The organism is Williamsia soli (assembly GCF_017377795.1).
Classification (GTDB): domain Bacteria; phylum Actinomycetota; class Actinomycetes; order Mycobacteriales; family Mycobacteriaceae; genus Williamsia; species Williamsia soli.
This window is the reverse complement of record NZ_JAFRDR010000007.1, coordinates 86726-105452: the sequence shown is the minus strand read 5'-3', so window position 1 is coordinate 105452 and position 18727 is coordinate 86726. Positions and strand designations below refer to the sequence as shown.

General features: G+C 65.5%; 20 protein-coding genes. 5 read left to right on the top strand and 15 right to left on the bottom strand.

Annotated features, from left to right (window positions below; translation table 11 throughout):
- Positions 1–22: 22 nt before the first annotated feature.
- The gene (locus J3S28_RS18820; protein WP_207842267.1) at positions 23–718 is read right to left on the bottom strand and encodes a GntR family transcriptional regulator; all 696 of its coding nucleotides are present in this window, start codon (positions 716–718) and stop codon (positions 23–25) included.
- A gap of 62 nt (positions 719–780) precedes the next feature.
- Here J3S28_RS18820 and J3S28_RS18815 point away from each other — a divergent pair, with 62 nt between their 5' ends.
- Complete coding sequence (locus J3S28_RS18815; protein ID WP_207842266.1) at positions 781–2034, top strand: benzoate/H(+) symporter BenE family transporter; 1254 nt, start codon at positions 781–783, stop codon at positions 2032–2034.
- Here J3S28_RS18815 and J3S28_RS18810 read toward each other — a convergent pair.
- Positions 2009–3613: an ABC-F family ATP-binding cassette domain-containing protein gene (locus J3S28_RS18810; RefSeq protein ID WP_207842265.1), complete on the bottom strand. Its 1605-nt coding sequence runs from the start codon at positions 3611–3613 to the stop codon at positions 2009–2011. The two genes, J3S28_RS18815 and J3S28_RS18810, sit on opposite strands and share 26 nt — an antisense overlap.
- Positions 3614–3804: 191 nt before the next feature.
- Between J3S28_RS18810 and J3S28_RS18805 the strand changes: the two genes are divergently transcribed.
- Together J3S28_RS18805 and J3S28_RS18800 are read left to right on the top strand one after the other, a co-directional pair.
- Entirely contained in the window at positions 3805–4251 is a 447-nt protein-coding gene (locus J3S28_RS18805; RefSeq protein ID WP_207842264.1) for a GNAT family N-acetyltransferase, read from the top strand.
- A 41-nt stretch (positions 4252–4292) separates the two neighbouring features.
- Complete coding sequence (locus J3S28_RS18800) at positions 4293–4613, top strand: hypothetical protein (RefSeq protein WP_207842263.1); 321 nt, start codon at positions 4293–4295, stop codon at positions 4611–4613.
- A 17-nt stretch (positions 4614–4630) separates the two neighbouring features.
- Here J3S28_RS18800 and J3S28_RS18795 read toward each other — a convergent pair whose 3' ends face one another.
- The 7 genes from J3S28_RS18795 to J3S28_RS18765 are packed head-to-tail and all read right to left on the bottom strand — an operon-like array spanning position 4631 to position 10806.
- The gene (locus J3S28_RS18795) at positions 4631–5722 is read right to left on the bottom strand and encodes an MSMEG_0565 family glycosyltransferase (protein ID WP_207842262.1); all 1092 of its coding nucleotides are present in this window, start codon (positions 5720–5722) and stop codon (positions 4631–4633) included.
- Entirely contained in the window at positions 5719–6552 is an 834-nt protein-coding gene (locus tag J3S28_RS18790; protein ID WP_207842261.1) for a carbon-nitrogen hydrolase family protein, read from the bottom strand. The genes J3S28_RS18795 and J3S28_RS18790 overlap by 4 nt, the downstream gene beginning before the upstream one ends.
- A gap of 31 nt (positions 6553–6583) precedes the next feature.
- A complete protein-coding gene (locus J3S28_RS18785) occupies positions 6584–6907 on the bottom strand; it encodes an MSMEG_0570 family nitrogen starvation response protein (protein ID WP_207842260.1) in 324 nt (107 codons plus the stop codon).
- On the bottom strand, positions 6900–7793 hold the full coding sequence (locus J3S28_RS18780) for a carbon-nitrogen hydrolase family protein (RefSeq protein ID WP_207842259.1): 894 nt from the start codon (positions 7791–7793) through the stop codon (positions 6900–6902). The genes J3S28_RS18785 and J3S28_RS18780 overlap by 8 nt, the downstream gene beginning before the upstream one ends.
- Complete coding sequence (locus J3S28_RS18775; protein ID WP_207842258.1) at positions 7790–9202, bottom strand: MSMEG_0567/sll0787 family protein; 1413 nt, start codon at positions 9200–9202, stop codon at positions 7790–7792. Before J3S28_RS18775 ends, J3S28_RS18780 begins: the two co-directional genes overlap by 4 nt.
- A gap of 1 nt (position 9203) precedes the next feature.
- Positions 9204–10274 (bottom strand): MSMEG_0568 family radical SAM protein, encoded by a 1071-nt coding sequence (locus J3S28_RS18770; RefSeq protein ID WP_207842257.1) that lies wholly within the window; start codon positions 10272–10274, stop codon positions 9204–9206.
- Positions 10275–10281: 7 nt separating this feature from the next.
- On the bottom strand, positions 10282–10806 hold the full coding sequence (locus J3S28_RS18765; protein ID WP_207842256.1) for an MSMEG_0572/Sll0783 family nitrogen starvation response protein: 525 nt from the start codon (positions 10804–10806) through the stop codon (positions 10282–10284).
- Positions 10807–10883: 77 nt separating this feature from the next.
- Between J3S28_RS18765 and J3S28_RS18760 the strand changes: the two genes are divergently transcribed.
- Positions 10884–11639 carry a type IV toxin-antitoxin system AbiEi family antitoxin gene (locus J3S28_RS18760; RefSeq protein WP_504970636.1) on the top strand — a complete coding sequence of 252 codons (756 nt, stop codon included), beginning with the start codon at positions 10884–10886 and terminating at the stop codon, positions 11637–11639.
- Between the two features lie 79 nt (positions 11640–11718).
- Here the strand turns inward: J3S28_RS18760 and J3S28_RS18755 are convergent, their stop codons facing one another.
- From J3S28_RS18755 to J3S28_RS18730, 6 genes are all read right to left on the bottom strand, one after another.
- Positions 11719–12528: an ABC transporter ATP-binding protein gene (locus J3S28_RS18755; protein WP_207842254.1), complete on the bottom strand. Its 810-nt coding sequence runs from the start codon at positions 12526–12528 to the stop codon at positions 11719–11721.
- Positions 12525–13583, bottom strand: coding sequence for a FecCD family ABC transporter permease (locus tag J3S28_RS18750; protein WP_372436028.1), 1059 nt, complete (start codon positions 13581–13583; stop codon positions 12525–12527). The genes J3S28_RS18755 and J3S28_RS18750 overlap by 4 nt, the downstream gene beginning before the upstream one ends.
- Positions 13580–14581, bottom strand: coding sequence for a FecCD family ABC transporter permease (locus J3S28_RS18745; protein WP_307797275.1), 1002 nt, complete (start codon positions 14579–14581; stop codon positions 13580–13582). Before J3S28_RS18745 ends, J3S28_RS18750 begins: the two co-directional genes overlap by 4 nt.
- 56 nt (positions 14582–14637) lie before the next feature.
- A complete protein-coding gene (locus J3S28_RS18740; RefSeq protein WP_207842253.1) occupies positions 14638–15654 on the bottom strand; it encodes an iron-siderophore ABC transporter substrate-binding protein in 1017 nt (338 codons plus the stop codon).
- A 189-nt stretch (positions 15655–15843) separates the two neighbouring features.
- Positions 15844–16680, bottom strand: coding sequence for an AraC family transcriptional regulator (locus J3S28_RS18735; protein WP_307797255.1), 837 nt, complete (start codon positions 16678–16680; stop codon positions 15844–15846).
- Positions 16681–16754: 74 nt separating this feature from the next.
- Entirely contained in the window at positions 16755–17417 is a 663-nt protein-coding gene (locus J3S28_RS18730) for a TetR/AcrR family transcriptional regulator (protein WP_207842252.1), read from the bottom strand.
- 133 nt (positions 17418–17550) lie between these two features.
- Between J3S28_RS18730 and J3S28_RS18725 the strand changes: the two genes are divergently transcribed.
- A complete protein-coding gene (locus J3S28_RS18725; RefSeq protein ID WP_207842251.1) occupies positions 17551–18723 on the top strand; it encodes an acyl-CoA dehydrogenase family protein in 1173 nt (390 codons plus the stop codon).
- Positions 18724–18727: the final 4 nt, after the last annotated feature.

The following is an 18727-nucleotide window of genomic DNA, read 5'->3' as shown; positions in this document are numbered from 1 at the left end:
GTCTTGGGTGCTCCTCGCGTTCTCAGTTCGGTGATCGCTGCCGAAAGTACATCTCGATCGTGTCGGCGGCGGCCGAGATGTGTTGCCGCAACACCGTCACCGCCTGCTGGACCTCACGCGCGACCGCGTGCTCCAGAATCTGCCGGTGCTCGTCCTGCGCCAACTGACCGGTACCCAATTCTGCGAGATGGAACCTCAGGTAGCGCTCCTCGTCGTCGAGTTCCGCTGCGATCAGTTTCAGCAACTTGGCGTTCGGATGGCGCCGATACAACGAGAGGTGGAACTCGGAGTTCAGCCGACCCAGATCCGCCAACGGGGGTTCGCCGTCCATCGCGAGCAAGCATTCTCGCGCATGGTCCAGATCATCCGGATCGAGTAGCGGTATCGAGCCGCCGAGCGCCTCGGGTTCGAGCATCGCCCTGATCCGGTAGGTGTTGACGACGTCGGCCGCATCCACCGATATCACCACAGCGCCCTTGTGTGGGACGTTGTCGACGAGTCCACGCGCCGTCAGCGCGAGAAGCGCCTCACGGACCGGCATCCGGCTCACGCCGAACACCTCCGCGAGTTCGGCTTGGCGCAGTGGGGTGCCGCTCGCCAGGTCTCCACTCAGGATCGCCTCGGCCAGGGTGTCTTCGATGACCGTGCGCGCATGCTGGACTGCCGTGGGCCGTGATCCCAGCGTGTCCAGGACGTACGTCGAACGCTTCGGTGGCATTGCTCCCTCTGAACGATCACTCTTTATTGGATCCAAGATCCAATCTAACCTACGATAACCGGGTGACCCCCGATCCGACGACCGCCCGCGCGCCGCTCTCGCAGCCGATCACCGCCGGCGTCGTGGCCGCGCTCGTCGGCTTCACGAGTTCGTTCGCGGTGGTTCTGACGGGACTACGGGCAGTCGGCGCGTCGGCCGACGAGGCCGCCTCAGGACTCTTCGCCCTCTGTCTCGCGATGACGATCGGGATAGCTTTTCTCGCGCTCCGCTACCGGATGCCGATCACCCTGGCCTGGTCCACCCCCGGAGCAGCACTCCTGGCCGGCACAGCGAGTCCCGATGGGGGTTTCCCCGCCGCGGTCGGAGCCTTCGTTCTGGTCGGCGTGATGGTCCTGGCCACCGGGTTGTGGCCCCGCCTCGGCGCGCTGGTGCAGGCGATTCCGACTCCGATCGCCCAGGCCATGCTGGCGGGCATCGTGCTGCCGCTGTGTCTGGAGCCCGTCCACGCTTTCGCGGACGAGCCGCTGGCGATCACCCCGGTGGTGCTGGTGTGGCTTGTCCTGAGCCGCTATGCGAAACGCTGGGCAGTGCCCGCCGCGTTCGCCACCGCTGCGGTGGTGATCGCTGTGATCATCCTGACCTCCGACAAGACCATCACCGGCGATTCCCTCATCCCGCAGTTGGATCTTGTTGTCCCCCAGTGGTCGTGGCAGGCCTGTATCGGGATCGCGCTGCCGCTCTACATCGTCACGATGGCGTCGCAGAACTTACCGGGAACGGCGGTGATGTCCAGCTTCGGGTACCGGATCCCCTGGCGGCCATCGATGCTGGTCACCGGAGCCCTGACCGCCCTGGTCGCCCCGGCCGGCGGGCACGCTGTCAATCTCAGCGCCATCAGCGCGGCTCTGGCCGCCGCGCCCGCCGCCGAGCCGAACCCCCGCCGACGCTGGATCGCGGCAGCCACGGTGAGTCCCGCCTACCTGGTACTCGCCTTCAGTTCGGCCGCTGTGGTCGCCCTGATCACCGTCGCCCCTTCCGGCCTGGTCGAGACCGTCGCCGGACTCGCGCTGCTCGACACCCTCGCGGGGTCACTCGCTGCGAGCCTGCGGGACGAGAACTCGCGCACCGCAGCGGTTCTCACCTTTGTCGTCGCAGCTGCGGGGGTGACTGTGGCAGGGATCGGATCGGCGTTCTGGGCCCTGCTCGCCGGACTGCTCGTGTACGTCGTACTGCGGAAGTCGCCGGACGCAGAGGCCCTGCCACCCGAGGGACCAGAGCGTCGTATACCGGTCAAGCCCGACGAGACTCCTCGGTGACCGTGAGCTGCCCGTCCGCCAGATGCAGCTCCCTGGTGACGCCGAGTCTGCGCAGGAACTGCTCGTCATGACTGACCACCAGCAGACCTCCTCTATATCCCGCCAGCGCGTCGATCAGCTGATCAACGCTTGCCATGTCCAGATTGTTCGTCGGTTCATCGAGGACGAGTAATTGCGCAGGTGGGACGACCAGCAACAGTTTGGCCAGCGCGACCCGGAAGCGCTCGCCCCCGGACAGGACTCCGACCCGTTTGTCGACGGCGCCACCGCGCAAGAGGAACTGTGCCAGTTTGGCGCGGATCTCCTGCGGATCGGCCGCTGGGAGCGCCGTCCGAATGTTTGCGAGCGCACTGGCATCGTCGTCCAGACCATCCAAACGCTGTGTCAGGTAGCCGATTCGTTCCGTATGCGCGACGGCATACGGACCATCCGCCGGCGGCTCCGAGCGCCACAGCGACGTCAGCAACGTCGTCTTCCCGCTGCCGTTCGGACCGGTCAGCGCGACCCTCTCCGGCCCTTGAAGCACCACGACCTCGTCGCCGCAACGTATCTCGGCCAGCCGTCTGCTGCCCGGCACATCGGGATCGGGCAGGCTGATCCGGATCTGTTTGTCCTCCCGGATCAGTTCGGCAGCGTCTTCCACCGCTCTGCGCGCATCGCGAATCTTGGCGTCGGCCTCCGTGCGCAGGCGACCGGCCGATGCCTCGGCATTGTTCTTCCGCTTACCGACCAGGATCTTGGGTAGATTCTCTGCTTTCGCCTTCCCAGACTTCGCACTCCGAGCAATCTTCGTCTCGGCCTCGATCCGCTGTCGCCGCTCGGTTTTCAACACCTGCTCGGCAGCCCGCAGATCTCGCTGAGCCGCGCGCTGCAGCTGTTCGACGTGGTCGTGGTAGGCGGTCAGCGGACCGCCGAACACCACCAGCTCGCCCTCTCGCAGTTCTGCTGTCGTGTCCATCAGTTCGAGCAGCGCGGTGTCGTGGGACACGACCACGAGAGTGCCGGGCCAGTGGTCGAGCATGGTGTAGAGCCGCTCTCGCGCGTCACGATCGAGGTTGTTGGTCGGTTCGTCGAGCAGCGAGATCGCGGCGCCGGACAGCCGCAGACCGGAGATCGCCACCAGCATCGCCTCACCACCGGACAGCGTCCCGACGTTGCGGTCCAACGTGATTCCCGCCAGACCCGCCTCGGCAAGCAGCTGCCCCGCCCGGGCGTTGACATCCCACTGGTCCCCGATGATGTCGTAGTGGACGGCATCGGTCGACCCCGATTCGATCGCGGCCAGTGCCTCGACCTGCGCTCGGACGCCGAGCAGATCGGCAACAGTCCAATCCACCCGGAGCGAGAGGGTCTGGGGCAGATAGGCGGTGTCACCGAGTGTGACCACCGATCCCGAAGTGGGAGCGAGCTCCCCCGCGAGCAACCGGAGCAGCGTGGATTTCCCGGTGCCGTTGGCGCCGATCAGACCGGTGCGGCCGGTCCCGATGGTGGCCGTGATGCCGCGCAGCGCGGTGGTTCCGTCGGGCCAATCGAAGCCGAGGTCGCGCAGCAGGATGGATGATTCAGAATTCGGGCGCATGTGACTCCCCAGGATGCAGTGATGGAATGCGCCAACAACTCATCCCGCGGTATGCGCGGTGATGTCAGGCGCGTCAGGACGCGGAGACGCCGGAGGAGTTCACGTGAAGCCTCACTGCAGGGGACACTGGCAGCAGCGATTGTGCCCCCTCCTCGACACGGAGGCAACTGTTTATTGGGCACACTGGACCGATGGTGAGCATCCGATCCGCACGTCCTGATGACGCACACGCGGTTTCCGTCCTGATCAACAAGGCTTTCGCGCCTTACGTCGACCGGATCGGCACCGAGCCCGCGCCGATGCACACCGACTACGCGGCCCTCATCGACACCGGCACGGTGTGGGTCGCCGAGGACGAGGACCAGTTGGTCGGCACGATCGTGCTGTCCCCGAACCCTGACCACCTGTTACTCGACAACCTCGCGGTGCCCGCGCTCGCCCGTGGGCTCGGAATCGGGGCGCTCCTGCTCGACTTCGCCGCCGAACACGGCCGGGCCCTCGGGGTGGCCGAGATGCGGCTCTACACCAACGCGGCGATGACCGAGAACCTGGATTTCTATCCGCGGCGTGGGTTCGTCGAAACGCATCGGTCGACAGTCGACGGCTTCGACCGGGTGTTCTTCTCCAAACAGCTGTGACCCGCGCTACGGCGGTTACGATGGAAACTGGAGGTGGCCGGATGTACCTACAGGATTTTGCGGCGGCCGGCGCTCTCACCCAGGACACCGCCGACCAGATCTCCTGGAAGACAGGCGAATACAACACCAAGATCGTCCTGGTCGTCGATCGCCGTCGGCTGTACGCGCACCTGTTGTCGCTGTGCTGGGACGAGCTGGACGTCCGGACGGGGACTCCGATGTCCATCGTTGTCGGCGACAGAGACGGCGGCGATGACGACGAAGATCGTCGCGCCCTGATCGACATGGTCGATTACATCCGGGAGATGACCGCAACCGCACCTACGAGGGCCCGGCGCCGTCGACGGTTCACTTTTCACTGACCGAGCCCAGATGCCGGTCAGGCACCGACCTCGCGATAGAAGTCCAGGTGCGCTCGCGCTGCCGCTTCCCAGGTCAATCTACCGGCAACTTCTCGGCCGAGTGCCACCCGCACTGAATCCGTGACCATCGCGGCGGTCAGTTCGGTGGCGAGATCGGCCGGGGTCCGGGCATAGCGGACGGAGTCGCCGAACACCTCGTGCAACACGGGCAGATCGCGGGCGACGACGGGGACACCCGCGGCCAGAGCCTCCATGGCGGCGAGGCCGAAACCCTCTTTCGTGGAGGGGAACGCGAAGACGGCCGCCTGGGCCACCAGAGCGGGCAGTTGGTTGTCGTCCACCTGCCCGAGCTCGATCGGCTCGATCCCCAGTTCGGCCGCGCGCCGATCGAAATCGGCTCGGTAACCGCGGTAGTCGAACAGGGTTTCACCGCCGGCGAAGACGAGAGCGAGATCAGGATCGCCACGGCGCATCAGCGCATAGGCCTCGAGTAGGTCGATGCTGCCTTTGCGCGGCTCGATCCCTCCGACCGCGAGCACGTATCGGCCGAGCCTGCGGTCCCAGAGTGTCCGTGCGGCAACCGCATCCGGCGCTGCAGTGGCTGCACCGGCGAACCTGTCTGCCTGCACCCCGTTGGGTATGACGGTCGGCTCGAATCCCCACCCGGCGTGTACCTCCTCAGCCACGGCCGACGAGACGCAGATGCGGGCGTAGGGCAGGGCGATCGCCTTCTCGTGACAGGACGCAAGAATCGGCGTCGTGAACTGGTCGAGGTGATGGATGGTACGGATACAGCGACCGACCGCGTTGGCGCTGATGCAATCCTGCGCATGGACGATATCCGCTGCACCACGGTCGAACTCGTTACCCAGCACCTCGATGGATCGTACGATTCGGTCGGTGACGGTATCGCCTTCCCTGTCGTCGAAGCGCGCGAGCCGGATCGTGACCGCTGGATCGACCTCGCGGAAGAAACCCGGATCCCCACCGCGGGCCAGTGACCACACCGTGACATCAGCGCCCAATTCGGCGAGAGCCTCGGCGAGATTGAGTGTGTGCACCACCCCACCACGCGGCTTGGTCGAGTACGTCAGCAGCGACACCCTCATGACTGTCGCCAGTACGTGTCGACCCGACGTTCGTCCAGATGGTGCAGGACCCTGCGGGCACGATCGATCTCCGCGTCGATGTCGATGTCGCACACCGCCATACCGCCCTTCGCCCAGGTCTTCGCGAGAACCTCACCACCGGGGCCGACCACCTTGGCCTGGCCGAGGAATCGCAGCTTGTCCATGACCCCGGTCTGGTTCGACGAGACGAGGACCACCTGGTTCTCCGCGGCCCGCGCCGCGTCGTAGAGATCGAACAATCGCGACTGGCGGTCGTTGGGCAGACGTGACGCCCGGTCGGTGACGCTGGCGGGCCACGCCGACAACGCGGCGATGATTCGCGCCCCGTCGAGCGCCAGGGTCCGCGCAGACTCCGGGAATGTCTTGTCGTAGTCGATCAGCATGCCCATCCGGCCGACCGGGGTGTCGAACGCCGAGAAATCATCGCCCGCCGCGTATGCGAGCGATTCTCCCGCCGGCTGGTGAACCTTTCGGTGGGTGCCGAGTATCCCGTCCCCGGTCAGGCAGACCGCGGTGTTGTAACGCTCACCCGCAGCGGCTTCGGTGTATCCGACGCAGACCGTCATGGGTCCGGCCGCGGCGACGATCCGCGCCAGCTCCGGCCCGTCGGTCTCGACGGCGGGCGGCAGGTGTTCGATGTCGGGGGCGCGCAGATCCCCGATGTAACCGCCCAGCGACGCATCGGGAAGCACCAACAGGTCGATACCGTCGCGTGACGCAGACTCGATGATGCCGACGATCTTGTTGACCGCGCGTTCGACATCCCTGCCGAAATGGGCTGCCAGTGCGGCAACTCGTATGGGTGCCATGAGTGATCCGACTAGTGTCGAAGCGGTGGCTTTATCGACCGCGCGCGATCTCGGTGCTCGAAGGCGCGATCAACTCCGCACCGGTCATGGCCAGCACCCGCACCGTTCCCTCGGGTGTCCGTTGCGCCGCCCCCTCGATCTCCGCCAACTGAGCCGCTGCCGACGTACACGCGAACCCGAACTTCTCCCGCACCCGATCGCCGGCTATTCCCAGCGCGGTGCTGGTCCGGGCCACGAACTCGGCCACCGGATACTCCGCACCCACCTCGAGATGCTCATGCATGACCAGCGACGGCGAATAACACTGCTGCCGTGCGCCGTCGGGCCACTGCACGGTGAAGGTCATCTCAGGCATAGGTGAGCTCCTCGAAAGTGTTGGGTGCGGTGACACTGCCGTACACCGATGGCCGCCGATCGCGCAGGTTGTACATCCCGCTGCCCCGGGCGCCCCCCAGCGCTCCGGAGACGTCGATGGTTGCGGTCGCGAGGCCGGGCTCGACTCCGGTGTCTGCCAGAATCTCTCCGCCTGGACCGACGATCTTCGCGCTGCAGACGAATCGCAGGGAACCGAACGTCCCGGCCTGATTCGACGACACCCAGATCAGCTGATTCTCCAGCGCACGCGCACGGTCGTAGATGTCGAATCGCTGTTTCCAGCGGTCGTCCTCCATGTTGGGTGTGGCGTTCGTGCGCGAGGTCGGCCACGCCGAGATCGAGGCGATGATCTCCGCACCGCCCAGTGCCAGCTCCCGCGCGGCCTCCGGAAATGCCTTGTCGTAGCAGATCTGCATACCCATCCGCCCGACCGGCGTGTCGAACGTCGAGTATTCCGAACCTGCTGCGTAACAAAGGTTCTCGCCGAGCGGCTGATGTACCTTGCGATACGAACCGAGGATACCGTCGCCGGTCAGGGTGACCGCCGCGTTGTACCGGGTATCGCCGTCGGCCTCGCAGAACCCGAGGGTGACGGTCATGTCGCCCGCCATCTCCGAGATCGTGGCGAGTTCGGGACCGTCGAGTTCCAATGCTGGTGGCAGATCGTCCAGCCGACGTTGGCGGGCTTCCGGGGTCTCATCACCACCCCCGAGACTGGGCAGGTACCCACCGAGACAGGCTTCCGGTAGGACCAACAGGTCACTGCCCTTGTCTGCGGCTTCGGAGATCAGCGCGCCGATCGTGCGGTAACCCTCGTCCATGTCGCGGCCGAACTCTGCCGCCGCGACCGAGATCGTGGTCGTCATGCTGTCCCCAATCCTGTGACGGTGCTTCGCACCGCTTGTGTGACCTGCCCGTCGGGCCACCGCAACCCGACACCGGGAGTATCGGTGAGCTGCCCGCAGACAGCGCTCTGCGCCGGGCCGGCATCTGGAACCGTATGTCCGGGAACGTCAGCGGTGATCATCGCGAATCCCGGGAATGCTGTGATCCATTCACCCACGGCCACACCGGACGGTCGCGGGATGTCGGTGATGTCGAGGACTGCACCCGTACCGCTGGCTTCCGCCAGCATCCCGGTGGTGCCGACGAGGCCCGCCATGCTCACGTCCTTCGCGGCGGCCGGTGCGGCACGTTGGACGAAACTCGCCATCTTCGCGAGGTCGTGGGCGCCACGATGGGACGTCGAATCCCATTGATACCCAGCGTATCCGCGTCGCCATCCGCCACCGAGGTCGGCGGTCAGTCGCAGCGAATGTCCCACCCGACCACCCCCGGCCGGGACCGGGGCAGTGGTCCGTCCGAGCGCGGTGACCGAGAGCGAGGACGGGACTCCGGCCTGGGTGTGCCCTCCGAGGACCGGGACATTCCAGGCTGCAGCAGCTGTGGCCATCCCCCGGATGATGCGGGTCAATTGGGACCGGGTGGGCGCACCCACGGCGTCGAGCAGACCCACCGGGGTGGCGCCCATCGCCGAGAGATCATTGAGGTTCACGAGTACCGCGCACCAGCCGGCCCATTCGGGATCGCGCTCGACCATAGAGGGGATGATGGCGTCGCAGGCGGCGATCATGTCGGTACCGGGTACCGGGGCGCCGTCGTCGCCGCGAAAACCGATCGGCCCGAGGCCCATCGCCTGCTCTCCGAGCGGCGCCAAGACATCGGCGAGCAGTGCTTTCGTACTGGCGACGAGGCGTTCGATCTTGTTGATCGGCCATCGCATCGCGGCATGGGACACACCGGCCACGTCGACATCGCCGGTGTGGTCCCAGCCGAGACGGGAGAACATCGGCCGATACCGCTGCTGGACGGAGGCGTCGAAACGCAGGACGCCGGCGTTCTCGGCGTGGGCGCAGGCCGCCCGCACCAGGGCAGGCCCGACACCGCGCGCGTGATCGGTGGGTGCGACCACCAGCCGACTTCCCGTCCACCACCCGATGTCGTCGGTGGTGGCCGGAGCCAACCGGACCCCACCGAGCAACGTGCCGTCGTCGTCGATGGCGCACAACACCACAGTGCGAGGATCATCGTCGATGTCGTCGTGATCGGTACCTGCGAACAACCCCTGCTCGACCACGAATGCGTCGTGCCGCAACGCGTTGTAGTCCGCGAGATGCGTTCTGCTCTCGGCAGGTTGGATCAAGAAGCCGACGGACGGTGTCGTCACGGGCCGTGGACCGGTCAGTATCGCGAGGTCTCGCGCTGCCACCTGCATGTCAGCCTCCTACGTTTTGCAGCACGCTGCAGGCGCCGCACGCCGCGCAGCCCGCCTTCTGATCGGATCCGACCATCCCGGCCGCGACGAGTTCCTTGCTGACCCGGCGTGTGACGTCTTCCACGACGTCGCCGCGTGGGGCGCAGGCATGGTCGACGTCCACGGCGAGCGAACCCGGATGCGGACGGAACGGCACCACAAACGGATACACACCCATCTCGATGAGTTCGCGAGCGCCGGCGACCAATTCGTCCGGATCTTCACCGAGTCCGATGAGCAGGTACGTGGACACCTGGTTGCGTCCGAACACCCGGACCGCCTCCGCCCACGCAGCGCGGTATTCGTCCAGGGTGACTGTGGCCTTGCCCGGCATCCATTCCGCACGAACCGCGTCATCGAGGGACTCGACGTGGATGCCGATGGACTCCGCACCGGCGTCCCGCAGTTCGGTCAGGGTCGCCAGATCCCCGGGCGGTTCGCACTGCACCTGGATCGGGAGATCCGGGACCGCGGCCTTGACGGCCCGGACACAGCGGGCCAGATGCTTGGCACCACGATCCTTGGCCGCCGAGGTACCGGTGGTCATCACCATCTGCTTGATGCCGTCGAGCCGCACGGCGGCCTCGGCGACCTCCGCGAGCTCGGCGGGCTTCTTCACCGCGACCGTGGCCCCCGATCGCAGGGACTCCTCGATGGTGCAGAACCGGCACCGCTGTGACGGGTCGTAGCGGATGCAGGTCTGCATCACCGTGGTGGCCAGCACGTCTTTGCCGTGCAGTTTGGCAATCTTCTCGTACTCGATGCCCTCATCGGTGCGCAGATCGTAGAACGCAGGCCGCTCGATGGCGGAGACCTGCAATCCGGTCGGTGACAATCCCTCTGGGGCGCCATCGAGCAGTATCTGGTCACCATCGAGGACATACGGACTCAGGGGATTGCGTGGGATCGCGGCGCTGAGGCCGTCGATGAGCAGGTGGCCGTCGTCGCTGGGACCGGCTCCGGCCGATCGGCGCACGGGTAGTGAACCACGAACACCGAGCAGCGCGAGATCTACGCGTGCCGATAGGGACATAGCAACCTCAGACCATGTAGGTGGAGTTGATGATGGCGCCTTTGCGGGCGTAGTGGATGAGTGCGTCCTGCACATCGAGAGGGTGAGCGGGGATGACGCCTTCGATCAGGTCTTCTTCGCGGCCGCCGTGCAGGGCCAGGCCGAAGCGGCAGCAGTAGACGGTGCCGCCTTCGCCGATGAACGTGGCGAGCGAGTCGTTGATGTTCTGCTCGCCCGGGAAGCCCGAGTCTCCGGTGGTCGGGAAGCCGCGGGTGGCCAGGCAGTTGATCGCGCCCGGTCCGTAGAAGTACAGAGCCGACTCGAAGCCTTTACGCAGGGCGCGGGTGGCCTGCAAGACCGCAACGAAGCTCACCGACGATTCGTGGGCGATTCCGTGGACCAGGGTGAAGTAGGTTTCGCCGTCCTCGGCCTTGTAGTCGGGGAACAGCTTGGTGCTGCCGTAGATGTTGCTGCCCTTGGGTAGCGACGGGTGTGGGATCTCGGCGAGGGACTTCTTGATATTCTCGGCAATGGCTTGATCGATCTCAGACATCAGGACTCCTGGTGAGGGGCGAAGATTGAACCGCTGCGACGTCATTGCCGCGGAGGCGAGAAGCCGGATCCGGCTGCGTGTTCCAGTACAGATTCGACACGTTTCCCAGTGGTTATCCCGGGACCAAATCTGCGATTCGAGAACCTCACAGATGTAACGCGGCGGTAATTTTTCTACCCCGCAGATACACACGCTCCGGTCATCTGCACACGTTGCGACGTGTGCAGATGACTGGACGGTGTGCTTTTGCAGGCTGTCCACGGTCTGATGTGACCGTGATCGACGGAGTCCTGCTGACCAAGCTGGCCATGACCGCCTGCGATGTCGCTCGGCAGGGATCTTTCGCGCAGGCGGTCGTTGTCCTCGACCATGCGCTACGCCTCGGTGTCGACCGAGCGGAGTTGGAGTCGATTGCTCAACGGTCGGCAAAGAGTTCCGGGGTTGCGGTGCTGCGTCGCTCGCTGGACGCCGCCGATCGCCGCTCCGAGTCCGTGGGGGAATCGCTGAGCCGCACGTTGTTCATCGAGTGGTCGGACATTCCGATCCCGTCGCTGCAGACCGAGTACCGCGAACCGTGGGGAGAGTTGATTGCCCGGGTCGATTTCGACTGGGATGGAAAGGTCGTCGGCGAGTTCGACGGCAGGGTGAAGTACGAAAAGCACCGTCGTCCTGGCGAATCCGTCTCGGACGTGGTCATTCGCGAGAAGCGTCGCGAGGATCGACTTCGGGAGGAAGGGATCCTTGTCATCCGATGGGTGTGGGACGACCTCAAGGATCCACGGCTGCTGCCCGCCAGGATCCGGAAGGTTCTTCGGGTCGCCGGAGTGATCTGAGACAGATGCACTCACTCCAGTCATGTGCACACGTTGCGACGTGTGTATATGACTGAACGGTGTGCTTTTGTGGGACCCGCTAGAGCTCGTTGAGGACGTGATGCCTGCCCAGCGGGAGCATCAGTGGCTTACCGGACGTCGGATCTGCGATCACCTGACTGTCGAGTCCGAAGACCGCGCGAACATTGTCTTCTGTCAGCACCTCTGCAGGATCGCCTGCGGCGTGCAGCTTTCCGTCTGCCAGTGCGACGAGGTGATCCGAGTAGCGTGCGGCCATGTTCAAGTCATGGAGCACCATCACGATGGTGGTACCGCGGTTCCGATTGAGGTCGGTGAGCAGATCAAGGACCTCGATCTGATGACTGACGTCGAGAAACGTGGTCGGCTCATCCAAGAGCAGCAGATCCGTCTGTTGAGCCAGAGCCATTGCTATCCAGACCCGTTGGCGCTGTCCACCGGACAGTTCGTCGACCGGGCGATCGGCCAGCACGGCCGTTTCGGTGACGGTCAGAGCATCGGCGACGGCTTCGTCGTCCTCGCGGCTCCAGCGCGCGAAGATCCCCTGGTGCGGATGGCGGCCCCTGCCCACCAGGTCCGCGACTGTGATGCCCTCCGGCGAGATCGGCGATTGCGGCAGCAAGCCCAGGGTGCGGGCCAATTGTTTGGCGGGCGTCCGGTGAACTTCTTTGCCGTCGAGCAACACCCGGCCGCCCCGAGGTGCGAGCAGGCGCGACATGGACCGCAGCAGAGTCGACTTCCCGCAGGCGTTGGCGCCGACGATCGCCGTGACCTTGCCGGGCGGTACGAGGAGATCGAGTTCGGAGATGACAGTGTGGTCGCCGTAACCGAGGGTCAGTCCTTCGACGACGAGACTATGGTCGGTGGTCACAGCGAGCCTCCGGCACGGTTGGTACGGACGATCAGATAGATGAGATAGGGGGCACCGAGTACCCCGGTGACCACCCCGACGGGAAAACGGGTGTCGAAGGCGAACTGTCCGGCGAAGTCGGCGACCAGCACGAGCAGCGCGCCGACCAGTGCCGACGGGATCACCAGCGAGCCGTTCGGTCCGACCAGACGCGCGGCGATGGGTCCGGACAGAAACGCGACGAACGCGATCGGTCCGGCTGCGGCGGTGGCAAAGGCCAAAACACCGACCGCGGCGACGATGACGATCAGTCGCAGCCGATTGACCCGGACGCCGAGCGCCGACGCGGTGTCATCGCCGAGCCGCGAGATGTCGAGGTTGCGGCTCTGACCGAGCAGGATCGGGGCGAAGATCACCAGCGCGACCACCACGGGCACGACCTGTGTCCACGAGGCGCCGTTGAGGCTGCCGGTGAGCCAGCGCATCGCGGCTTGCTGATCCCATTGGGACGCCTGGTCGAGCAGGTAGTCGGTGACGCTGTGGAGCATCGCGGCGATGCCGATGCCGATCAGGATCAGCCGGGTACCACCGACGCCGTTCTTGAACGAGAGCACATAGATGAGCAGTGCGATCGCGAGGCCCGAGACGATCGCGAAGGCGGAGACCTGCGTGGCACCGAGGGATAGCGTCACGATCGCGAATGTCGCTGCCGCACTGGCGCCGGCACTGATCCCGATTATGTCGGGGCTGGCCAGCGGATTACGGAGCATGGTCTGAAATGTGACGCCGGCGAGGCCGAAGCAGGCACCGGTGATCACGGCCAGCACGGCACGAGGCAGTCGCAGCCGGCCGACGGTGAACGTCGCGCCCTGCACCTGCTCCCCGAAGATCACCCGCAGGACATCGCCCGGCGGATAGAACGTCTGGCCGAACATGAGCGAGATCGCAAAGGCCGCAATGACAAGCGCAGCGAGCACTGCGATGACCACACGTCGCCGCACACCCCGCCCGCGACGCCGCGACGCGATGTCGTCGGCGGTCAGGACACGGGCCGGTTTCTCCACTCCGGCCGTCACAGCGCACTCACCTTCTGCCGGCGGACGATGTAGATGAAGAACGGGGCTCCGATCAGCGCGGTCAAGATGCCGACGTCGATCTCGGCAGGACGGGCGACGATGCGGCCGAGCACATCGGCTGCGGTCAACAACGCGGCGCCGGTGATCGCCGAGAACGGCAGCAGCCAGCGGTGATCCACACCGACGATCAATCGGCAGGCATGCGGGACCACCAGACCGACGAAGGCGATGGGTCCGCACACAGCGGTCGCGGCGCCGCAGAGGATCACCGCACCGATCGCGGACGCTCCCCGGACCAGGGCAACCCGCTCGCCCAGACCAGCAGCGAGATCGTCGCCGAGGGCCAGCGAGTTCAGGCCACGCGCAGACAACAGCGAGATCGCACATCCCACGATCAGAAAGGGCAGCACCTGCTCGATGCTGGAATACGTCGCCCCGCCGACCCCACCGATGCGCCACGACTGCGCGGTGTCGGCGATATCGTTGCGTCCCAGCACAACTGCGGTGACGAAGGACACCAGAGCTGCCGATGTCGCGGCACCGGCAAGGGCGAGTTTGAGTGGGGTCGCTCCCCCACGGCCGAGGGATCCGACGCAGTAGACGAAGACCGCGGCGATACCGGCCCCGACGATGGCAACCCAGATGAAGCCCGATGCGGTGTCGAGCCCGAAATAGGCGATGCCGACGACCACGGCGAGCGCCGCTCCCATGTTGACGCCCAGAATGCCCGGGTCCGCCAACGGATTCCTGGTCACGCCCTGCATCACAGCCCCGGAGACACCGAGCGCGGCGCCGGCGAGCATCGCCAGAAGTGTTCTCGGTATCCGCTTTTCGACGGCGGCCTGATCGAGTCCGGAACTGTTCCCGCCGAGCACGGTGAACACGTCGGACCAGTCGACGTCCCTGGATCCGACCTTCACCGAGATGATCCCGAGGACCAGCAGTCCTGCAGTGACGGCGAGGAGACCGAGCGCCCGGACCCTCCGCGGGCGTCGCACGGCGGCGACGCCCGGGAGAGCCGGGGCCTCGGTGATGGAACCGGGGTTACTGCTGGTCACTGCGCGTTGTCAGCGGCCTGCGCGAGCATCTCCAGGTAGTCGTTCAACACGAAGGAGATCGACAGCGGGGTCGGGTTCGCGGCGGTGCCCAGCGGGGTGCTCGGCAAGCTCACGATCGCATTGTTGGCAACCGCGGGGATCTGCGACAGCAGCGGATCGGCCTTCAGCGCGGCGATGAGCTCATCCGAGCCATACGTGACGATGATGTCGACATCGCTGATGCCGTCGACCTGCTCGGCGCTGCGGGTCAGCGAGAACTTGTCGGTCTCGGCCGAGGCAGCGGCGATGCTGGCCGGCGTCGTCAGGGTCAGGTCTTCGAAGAACATCGGACGGGTGTCATGCGTGGTGTAGAAACTGACCTCGCTCAGGTCAGAGGGGTCGACGTGGGTCAGGAACATCGCCGACTTGCCCTGCAGTGCAGGGAACTCGGCAACAGCTGTCTCTATCTCGTTCTCGAGCGAGGCGATCAGCTCCTCACCCTCTGCAGCCATTCCCATGGCCTGGCTGTTCAACTGGATCATCTCGCGCCACGGGGTGCCCCACGCGGTCTCGGGGAATGCCACGACGGGTGCGATCTCGCTGAGGGTGTCGTAGTCCTCTTGCGTCAGACCGGAGTACGCGGCCAGGATCACATCCGGATTGGTGTTGGCGACCGCCTCGAAGTCCACGCCATCGGTCTCGTCGAACAGTACGGGCGGCTCTCCGCCGAGTTCCTGTAGACGCTCATCGACCCATGGCAGGATGCCGTCGCCGTTGTCATCACCGAAGTTCGCGGCCGCCATTCCCACCGGCACCACCCCGAGTGCCAGCGGCACCTCTTGGTTGGCCCAGTTCACAGTGGCGATCCGCTCGGGCTTCTCGTCGATGACCGTCGTGCCGAGCGCGTGTTCGATGGTGATCGATTCGAATTCACCACCACTGCCGTTGTCGTCGTTCGACGACGAGCACGCGGAGATTCCGACGGTGAGAAGTGCGGCTGCTGCCAATGCCACCAGCTTCGGTGCGCGAGACATGGATCCCTTTCGATCAACAAACTAAAGGTGAAGACGTCCGTAGGGTGCGGACGATCGTCCGGCCGGCTACGGCAAGGTCGGTAAGGATTACCTAACAGAAGGCTAGGTACTCCTTAAAGAGTTTGCAATCAAGCATTTACGACACTGTTTTTAGCGAAACGGACAAGCGCGACGCATCAGCGCGCCCGTTCACTGCTCACGGAAGCGCCCCGGACTCATCCCGGTGACCCGCCGAAAGGCCGTCCCGAACGCGCTGGATGAACGAAACCCGACCGTGAACGCTATGTCGTCGATGTCTTCCCCCTCGGCCAGCAGCGTGATCGCGTGCTGCACGCGTGCGGTGGCAATCCACCGGGCGAACCCGACTCCGGTCTCGGCAAGAAAAGCGCGCGTGATCGTGCGGGCGCTCACCCCTAGTCGCTTTGCCCACTCGGCCAACTGTGTCCCGTCGGACGGGTCGGCACCGACCGCGGCAACGATCGGCGCCAGCAGTGCCGACTCGGGAACCCGCAGCAGCAGCTCGTTGGGAGCGGGGGCCAGGATGTCGAGCACCATCGTCTCGGTCATCGCACGGGAATCGGCGTCGATGTCGTCGACCGTGAGCCGATCAAGGAGCAGACGCAGCAACGGCGAGGCTTCCACGGCAACCGGCCCCGGCGAAATGGACGGCACGGCCGCGATGCTGAATTGCGCAGCGCGAAGCAAGGTTCCGCCCGGCGTCCAGCCCGAATGCCGGACTCCTGCCGGTATCCACAGAGCAATTGCCGGAGTGATGGTCCAGATCCGCGGTCCGATGGTCGCCGACGACGCGCCGCGCTCGCTCCACAGCAGTTCGTGGGTGGGATGCGAGTGCTCTTCCCACAGGGTGTCGCGCGAGACGTTCTCGTACATGCCCGCGATCACGAACGGGACGTCGATGGCACCGGCCTCGTACATCGGCAACCGTCGGGTGTCGATGTCGCCGACCACGGTCCGATCGTCGACGCGATCAGACGCCGACAGCGGACGATGGTTGTCGATACTCACGGTGAACACGCTAGTGGTCGCGGGGACATTGCCGGTGAACGCACCTGCCCGCCACATCTGGCGCGCGACCCGCGTCACCCGAGCTCGTCGATGGCTTCCATCTGCGCCGGGGCGAGATGCTGCAACCCCGCATGGGCGAGCGCCGTCGCGAACACCCCGACGTCGGCGGGCGGCAGCGAGAGCAGCAACGCCTGCCGCCCCCCATGGATGGCGATACCCACGAGCATCGACGCCAGTAGTTCCGCGCTCTGCGCCGGTGGCGGAAGGCGGCGCTGGATGTAGTACGCCCTGATCCGCACCGCGATCTGATCGGTGATGGCATGCACCAGGTCGTCGCGAACCTCGGCGGCCGGCCCCGACCCGGTGTCGCCGAAGAGCAACCCGAAGCCCGTCGGATGCGTGGTGGCGTAGCGGAAGAACGCCAACATATCGGCCCTGACCTGCTCCTCCATCGTCAGGCCGGCCACCGACTCGTACGCCTCGAAGAGCCATCCTCGCAACTGAGCTGCCTCCCGCTCCAAGGCTGCGCGGTACAGCTGTTCCTTGCTCCCGAAATGCGCGTAGAGCGTCGGTTTCGTCGAGTTCGCGTGCTGCGCAATCGCCTCCATGGACGTCGCGTGATAGCCGGTCACATCGAAGACGTCCCTGGCCGCGTCGAGCAATGCGTCGTCGCTCGGACGATTGCCGTTGCTACGACGCGGGGACTTCCCCACCGAAGCGTGCCGGACTCCTGCCATCCGCGCAGTTTATGGCATCGACCCCGCGGGTAAACCACAGTTTGACCGACGAGTAAAACTTTGTTTCGATGAGCGGGTCGCTCTATGTGATCAGTGTCATACGCGGGTACACGAACGGGAGTATCAAGGAACCATGCATCTCAAACTCAGCGACGAAGATGTCGCCTTCCGCGAGGAAATGCGCACCTTCTTCACCACCGAAATCCCCAAGGAAATTCGCGAGCGCGCCGCGGCCGGCACCTCGATCTGGCCGGACGACATGATCGCCGTGCAGCGCAAGCTCAACGAGCACGGCCTGGCCGTCCCGAAGTGGCCCGCCGAGTGGGGCGGCAAAGACTGGACCCCGGTGCAGAAGCACATCTGGCAGAACGAGATGAACCTGGCCTCGGTTCTCGAACCGCTGGCCTTCAACGCCGACATGGTCGGACCGGTCATCGCCAACTTCGGCTCGCAGGAGCTCAAGGAACGGTTCCTCCCCCCGACGGCCAACCTCGACATATGGTGGTGCCAGGGATTCTCCGAGCCCGAGGCCGGGTCCGACCTCGCGTCGCTGAAGACCAAGGCCGTCCGCGACGGCGACCACTACGTGGTCAACGGCCAGAAGACCTGGACCACGATGGCGCAGTACGCCGACTGGATCTTCGCGCTGGTGCGCACCAACCCCGACGCACCGAAGCGGCAGGCCGGCATCAGCTTCTTGCTGATCGACATGAAGTCCGAGGGCGTCACCGTCCGTCCCATCCAGCTGATCGACGGCGGTTTCGAGGTCAACGAGGTCTTCTTCGAGAACGTGCGCGTCCCGGTCGAGAACCTCGTCGGCGAAGAGAACGCCGGCTGGGGCTACGCTAAATTCTTGCTCGGCAACGAGCGGGCCGGCGTCACCCGGGTCGGGATCACCAAGAACCGGCTCACCCTGGCGAAAGAACTCGCGGCCAAAACGCCTGTCGGTGACGGCACCCTGCTGCAGGATCCGCTGTTCGCCGCGCGCCTGGCCGAACTCGAAAACGAGTTGCTGGCACTGGAATTGACGCAGCTTCGAGTCGTCGCGGCATCTGCCGACGGCAAGCCCGACCCCGTCTCGTCAGTCCTCAAACTGCGCGGAAGCGAATTGCAGCAGGCCTCGACCGAGCTGCTCGCCGACCTCGCGGGAGTCGACTCCCTGGCGGTCAACGCCGCCGACATCGCCTCACCCGGTTGGGCTCAGGAGACGGTGCCGACCTACTTGAACTTCCGCAAGGTGTCGATCTACAGCGGCTCGTCCGAGGTACAGCGCACCATCATCGCGTCTTCCATCCTCGGCCTGTAGACCC

What these genes read in the sequence shown, in the direction of transcription:
- J3S28_RS18820 (WP_207842267.1), bottom strand. Translation starts at nt 718, where the DNA reads ATGCCACCGAAGCGTTCGACGTACGTCCTGGACACGCTGGGATCACGG.
- J3S28_RS18810 (WP_207842265.1), bottom strand. Translation starts at nt 3,613, where the DNA reads ATGCGCCCGAATTCTGAATCATCCATCCTGCTGCGCGACCTCGGCTTC.
- J3S28_RS18805 (WP_207842264.1), top strand. Translation starts at nt 3,805, where the DNA reads ATGGTGAGCATCCGATCCGCACGTCCTGATGACGCACACGCGGTTTCC.
- J3S28_RS18800 (WP_207842263.1), top strand. Translation starts at nt 4,293, where the DNA reads ATGTACCTACAGGATTTTGCGGCGGCCGGCGCTCTCACCCAGGACACC.
- J3S28_RS18795 (WP_207842262.1), bottom strand. Translation starts at nt 5,722, where the DNA reads ATGAGGGTGTCGCTGCTGACGTACTCGACCAAGCCGCGTGGTGGGGTG.
- J3S28_RS18790 (WP_207842261.1), bottom strand. Translation starts at nt 6,552, where the DNA reads ATGGCACCCATACGAGTTGCCGCACTGGCAGCCCATTTCGGCAGGGAT.
- J3S28_RS18785 (WP_207842260.1), bottom strand. Translation starts at nt 6,907, where the DNA reads ATGCCTGAGATGACCTTCACCGTGCAGTGGCCCGACGGCGCACGGCAG.
- J3S28_RS18780 (WP_207842259.1), bottom strand. Translation starts at nt 7,793, where the DNA reads ATGACGACCACGATCTCGGTCGCGGCGGCAGAGTTCGGCCGCGACATG.
- J3S28_RS18775 (WP_207842258.1), bottom strand. Translation starts at nt 9,202, where the DNA reads ATGCAGGTGGCAGCGCGAGACCTCGCGATACTGACCGGTCCACGGCCC.
- J3S28_RS18770 (WP_207842257.1), bottom strand. Translation starts at nt 10,274, where the DNA reads ATGTCCCTATCGGCACGCGTAGATCTCGCGCTGCTCGGTGTTCGTGGT.
- J3S28_RS18765 (WP_207842256.1), bottom strand. Translation starts at nt 10,806, where the DNA reads ATGTCTGAGATCGATCAAGCCATTGCCGAGAATATCAAGAAGTCCCTC.
- J3S28_RS18740 (WP_207842253.1), bottom strand. Translation starts at nt 15,654, where the DNA reads ATGTCTCGCGCACCGAAGCTGGTGGCATTGGCAGCAGCCGCACTTCTC.
- J3S28_RS18730 (WP_207842252.1), bottom strand. Translation starts at nt 17,417, where the DNA reads ATGGCAGGAGTCCGGCACGCTTCGGTGGGGAAGTCCCCGCGTCGTAGC.
- J3S28_RS18725 (WP_207842251.1), top strand. Translation starts at nt 17,551, where the DNA reads ATGCATCTCAAACTCAGCGACGAAGATGTCGCCTTCCGCGAGGAAATG.